Here is a 4947-nt window from a genome sequence, read left to right on the forward strand (position 1 = left end):
AGAACAGATGTTCATGCGTGTTCCATCTGCCAGCATTAAAACCCTCAAACTTTATGATGAACAGTCCGTAACGAACAAAGTCAGGTAGAGATGCTAATCGGCTGCTATCTCGTACTTTGCTACGCTGCAGTAGTTTAGCCGATTGATTTTCGCTTTGACCAATATCAGGTCTCATCTTCTGCATCCCAAGCGGTGATAAAGGTAAGTTGCCGAATGCAAGAAGCTGTTGCTCCAACTGATCAGGTATCAGCTGATTTAACTTAGCGAAGTGATCTACTGGTATTTCCACAGGTAGATTGCTCAAAAGGAAGACCTTCTTTTGATACGGTGAATGTACCAATCTTAGACGACCAAGAGCTTGCAAGGTCTCCGCATCACGTGTTTGGGCCAATAGCCGGTCTATTCTTTCATCGGAGAAAGACATTACCCTTACACCAGACTGAGGGTGGCTATTACGATTTGACTGAACAAACCCACGCACCTGTTCTACGGGTCTCGTTGGCATAACATCTGCTTCATTGAACTGTGCACCCTTATCATGCTGTAGAGGGACGTTCGACGACCAGAATAGAGCCCGTGCTTTCAGATCAATCTCTGCCATCTGAGGTAGGTTTCGACCTGTAATAAATATCACTGAACATGTCTCGGCATCATTGCTTCCACGCAAACCTCCAAAGTGCATGACTTTGACAGCATCGTTTAGTTCTTTGCGGCGTCCGAGATCGTCAGCCAACTCCTTATGACAAACGATCAAAGGAGTTTCGCCAAAGTCTGCCCACACATTTGCTATATCCACCAGACGCTGTACTGGAGCTGTAGTTCCACTCCAAAACTTTTTGCTTCCAGTGCTATTATAGACTTGAGTGACGACTGCCTTTTGATGAACATCAATACGGTGTACTTTAACCTCGCCCAAAATTTCTTTGAGTAGCATCTCATCTGCCGTCGCATCCAAACACAGTATTGGTGTGGTTGATGGAAACTCTATCTCCTTAAGGCAGGATAGGCGTATGGTTTCAGAATGTGGATTGTAGACTACCCGCTCTACATCTCCTCTCAACGGTTCCAAGGATAGCTCGTCTTGCAGTACTTTGAGAAGAAGAGACAGCGAACGATGGAGTTTGTTATCCCCTTTCATTTTTATCGCTTTTGTTTGATCCGATGAGAAAGCACACGATGGCTTAAGAAGGTCTAGATTGACGGCTTGAAGGTCAGCCTTAGTTACACCCTGCTCCCTTAGCTGTTTTAAAAGAGGCTCTTTGTATTCTAACGCATCTACGATTAAGCGCCCCAACTTGGGGTGCTGTTTCGTCTTAATGTGCTTCTTGATGTCAGATGGCGACAACTCTGTTTTCGTATCAATGAGCTCATCAACAAATGCCTCATCAATAATGACGAGGTCGGGCATGTTACGTTTTTGAATTGGGTTACGAGCTAGCCCGAGGTAACTGTGCGGTAAGATGCGGACTACATTCCCACGAGTTTCAACGTCTAAGTCAACGTCCTTGAACTGTTGTATGTAGGGGCAGGTGTCGTAATGAGAGCATACCTCTCCATTGTTCGAAAAACAGGCGTGATTATAAACACCAACACCTACTTTAGTTAAACTCTCAACGTAGTCACGCCTAACACAAAGGTCGGGCCTTTCTGCTGAGTTCTCATGTGGATTATATCGCCCCAAAATATGAATGACCTTGGCGCAAAACTTACCTTCCAGATCGTGGATATCTTTGACATATTGCTCGGCTAGGTCATGCCTTGGCACATACACCTCAACAATCTTCCCCATATTTTTTTGGAGGTAAGATTGTAGCTTATGAATAGTTGCACGTGTCTTGCCTGCACCCATAGTTATCCGCAGAGCAAGTCTCGGACCTTTATCGATGTTCTGGAAAAACGCTGAAAGAGCTGCTTCGAGCTGAGCTTGTCCTTCTTCCTTCGATACCAAATTAAGTTCGACATAAGGACTAGAGCAAGGCTCTAATAATGTGGCATCGTTACGACTGAGGAAATCATAAGTGTTATTCGCCAGTTCAAAATGCCTGCGTTGGGCTTCCCATAGAGCATCATCATAGCTCCATTCTCCATCACTCAAGTCAGCTTCGGCAGAGAACAACGCCCACGTTTTCTTGGCAATCGTTTCCAAGTCAGGATCATTTCGCCTATCGGAGTTGCCTCGCATTAATTCCTTCACGGCATCATTACTTTTGAGCAACAAAAAGCGCTCTCTTCCGTCAATCACCAAGCCTGATTTGGCATCCCTAATAATACCTTGAGGGTCTACGATGCCGTTGGACGAAATAAATTGTGTAGGTTTTACGGTATGGTGATAGCTTCGAGGTGTGATGACTTCGGGGACTAAGACTGTGGCTTTGCCATCTTTTGGCATGTAGGAACCTAGACGGTTCTTAATCGGGTCCGAGATACCTTCTTCCAGGATTGGGTTGGCTGTGTAGTGGACCTGCACAGGATTAAACAACGCATGGTCTACGGGAGCATCATGCAGCCAATCTTTAAGTTCCACATCTGTTACCGCCCTATCCAACCAGAACCACAAGTGAACTCTAATCAGGTCAAGCTTGAAGCCCATACTACCTGACCATTGGTAGATGCAGGACGTGTGTTGGAACTCAACAGGCAACAATGAGATGACGTGCTGAATAATATCATCAGCTTGCATATTCGGATCAACCAAGCCCTCGGGCATGGGTACATCATCAACATCCAACATGACCCAACGACGGGATGCAGGCTGAAAGTTAGCTGGCTCGTCCACTTTAGGGCGGAGCGTCCTTCTGATGCCTTCCGTTGGACGGCCCTTAATGAGACTTCCACGAATTACAAAACGTTCAGAGTATGACTGAAGTTCGGACAACGCTTGGTATAGATCGCTAAGCGAAGTCACAGGAATCGACGATAATGAATGCCTAAACGAGGTACCCGCTGCAAGTATTTCATATTCATCATTTAAGCTGCGATTGACTTGTTTCGCTGATGGCTGGTCGCCATGAAGGATTGTCAGAAAATCTAGGGTCATGGCTAAGGCTCGTTTAATGAGGAGATGATGGACTTGGGTATTACAGAATCTCAAAACAAGACCTGCTTCAGTATTCACAGCGAATATTTGACAGACAACAGAAACAAAAAGAGGCGACCCGAAGGCCGCCCATGTGCTCGTTAACCTGTACTATTCCTTAAAAGCGGAACTCAGCCTGTAGGTTCAGACCTTGGCGATCTACGCCGCCAAGATTCTCAAAAAAACGCTTAAGCTTGTTACAAATAGAAAAACACTAATGTTTCGAAAAAAATTTCATCCAAGCTGCAGGAGCCCTGAATGATCGGTGAGCTATATTGGCCACTACAGGAGTACACATGACACATTGACGTAACGTTTATATTCACAAAATGAAAAGCTGCAGGAAGATAGTGCTCAAGGGTATTGGCCTTAGGGAGGAAATAATGCTGAACACTAAAACTTTGATGTGTGTTATACCACTTGCGTTGGGCTCGACTACGGCGTTCGCTGGTGGTATGGAAAAGACGGCTCTTTCAACTGCTTTTTTGTTTGAAAGCGGAAACTATGCTGAGCTAAGTTTTCAAAGCAGTGACTATGATGTCAGCTCGTCTTCAGGTGGTGACGTATCTGTCATAGGCGACCTGCAAACGACTAACTTTGCGCTGAAATTTGATATAGATGATAAAATTAGCTTCGGGATTTCACGATATCTTCAATCTTCAATTGATGTGAATTACCCTAGTAACTGGGTAAGCGGCACACAGATTACAGTTGCTCCGGGAGTCAGTATCCCTCAGGCGCAATTCCTACCTTCTGCTGATCTAAAAATTGATGCAACTGCAGCGTTAATAAAATATCGCTTCAATGAAAACTTCAGCCTAACAGGTGGCGTTAAGCTATCGACTGTTCGAGACGCCTCGCTGAGCATACCTTTCACGGGTACCAATGTTTCTGTGGCTGGAGACAGTGAAACTAGCTACATTTATGGTCTGGCATATGAGCGTCCTGAAATTGCTTTAAGGGTCGAATTGATTAGAGAAGAAGAGGTTGGTTTTTCGCTCACGCCAACTGGAACTTTTGCTAACGAGACAGCAACAGGCACAGAAGCATCGTTACCAACATATACCTCACTTAATGTCCAATCTGGTATTGCTCCTGACACATTAGCATTCTTTTCTGCTCGGAGAGCTGATTGGGCATCGCACCAGGTTATTCTCAGTCACGACGCAACCACACCTTTAACGGCAGCTATCTCCAGTTTTTCAGATACCACTACCTATAGCGTGGGCATTGGAAGAAAACTTTCGGACACTTTGTCTGCTTCATTAGCATATAATTGGGAAGAAGGTTCGGGCCCCAATTCGGGCCCCAACTCGACAAGTTCACTTTCAATTACCGATGGTTACCGTGGTATCTCTGCTGGTATCAAATATACGTATGATAACATTACGATTAGTGGTGGTGTGAACTACACTCAGTTAGGCGATACGATTGTCAACCAAAATTCTTTGGCGGGCCCTGTTTTAACTAATGCTCCATTCAATGATAACACAGTAACCTCGGTTGGCCTAAGGATTGGGTATCATTTCTAAATTGTACTTGCACCTAAGCTCTAACCAGCTTTGGAAGCAGACTCGAAATCACTAAGTATTAGTAAGGGTGACTGGCGTAAAGGTAGTCACCCTTTTTTATTTAAATGGGATTTTGTCGGCGGAGATATAGAATTCATTTACCTAAAGCTGACGGACACTGTGCCATGAGTTGGCTTACGAAGAACGCTATATGATCAACCAAAGCTCAATGAAAGCGTAGCAAAGTACGAGATAGCAGCCGATTAGCATCTCTACCTGACTTTGTTCGTTACGGACTGTTCATCATAAAGTTTGAGGGTTTTAATGCTGGCAGATGGAACACGCATGAACATCTGTTCT

At 44.9% G+C, this 4947-nt stretch carries 2 protein-coding genes; one reads left to right on the forward strand and one right to left on the reverse strand.

Annotation, left to right across the window (positions count from 1 at the left end; translation table 11 throughout):
* On the reverse strand, positions 1–3037 hold a 3037-nt coding region (locus QWY83_RS14200; RefSeq protein WP_290246024.1), incomplete at its 3' end, for a hypothetical protein.
* 422 nt (positions 3038–3459) lie between these two features.
* Between QWY83_RS14200 and QWY83_RS14205 the strand changes: the two genes are divergently transcribed.
* Positions 3460–4608 (forward strand): hypothetical protein, encoded by a 1149-nt coding sequence (locus tag QWY83_RS14205; RefSeq protein WP_249947327.1) that lies wholly within the window; start codon positions 3460–3462, stop codon positions 4606–4608.
* Positions 4609–4947 lie beyond the last annotated feature (339 nt).

Source organism: Marivivens donghaensis (assembly GCF_030410045.1).
GTDB classification, from domain to species: Bacteria; Pseudomonadota; Alphaproteobacteria; order Rhodobacterales; family Rhodobacteraceae; genus Marivivens; species Marivivens donghaensis.

Coding starts and splice junctions, on each gene's coding strand:
- QWY83_RS14205 (WP_249947327.1), top strand. CDS start 3,460: ATGCTGAACACTAAAACTTTGATGTGTGTTATACCACTTGCGTTGGGC.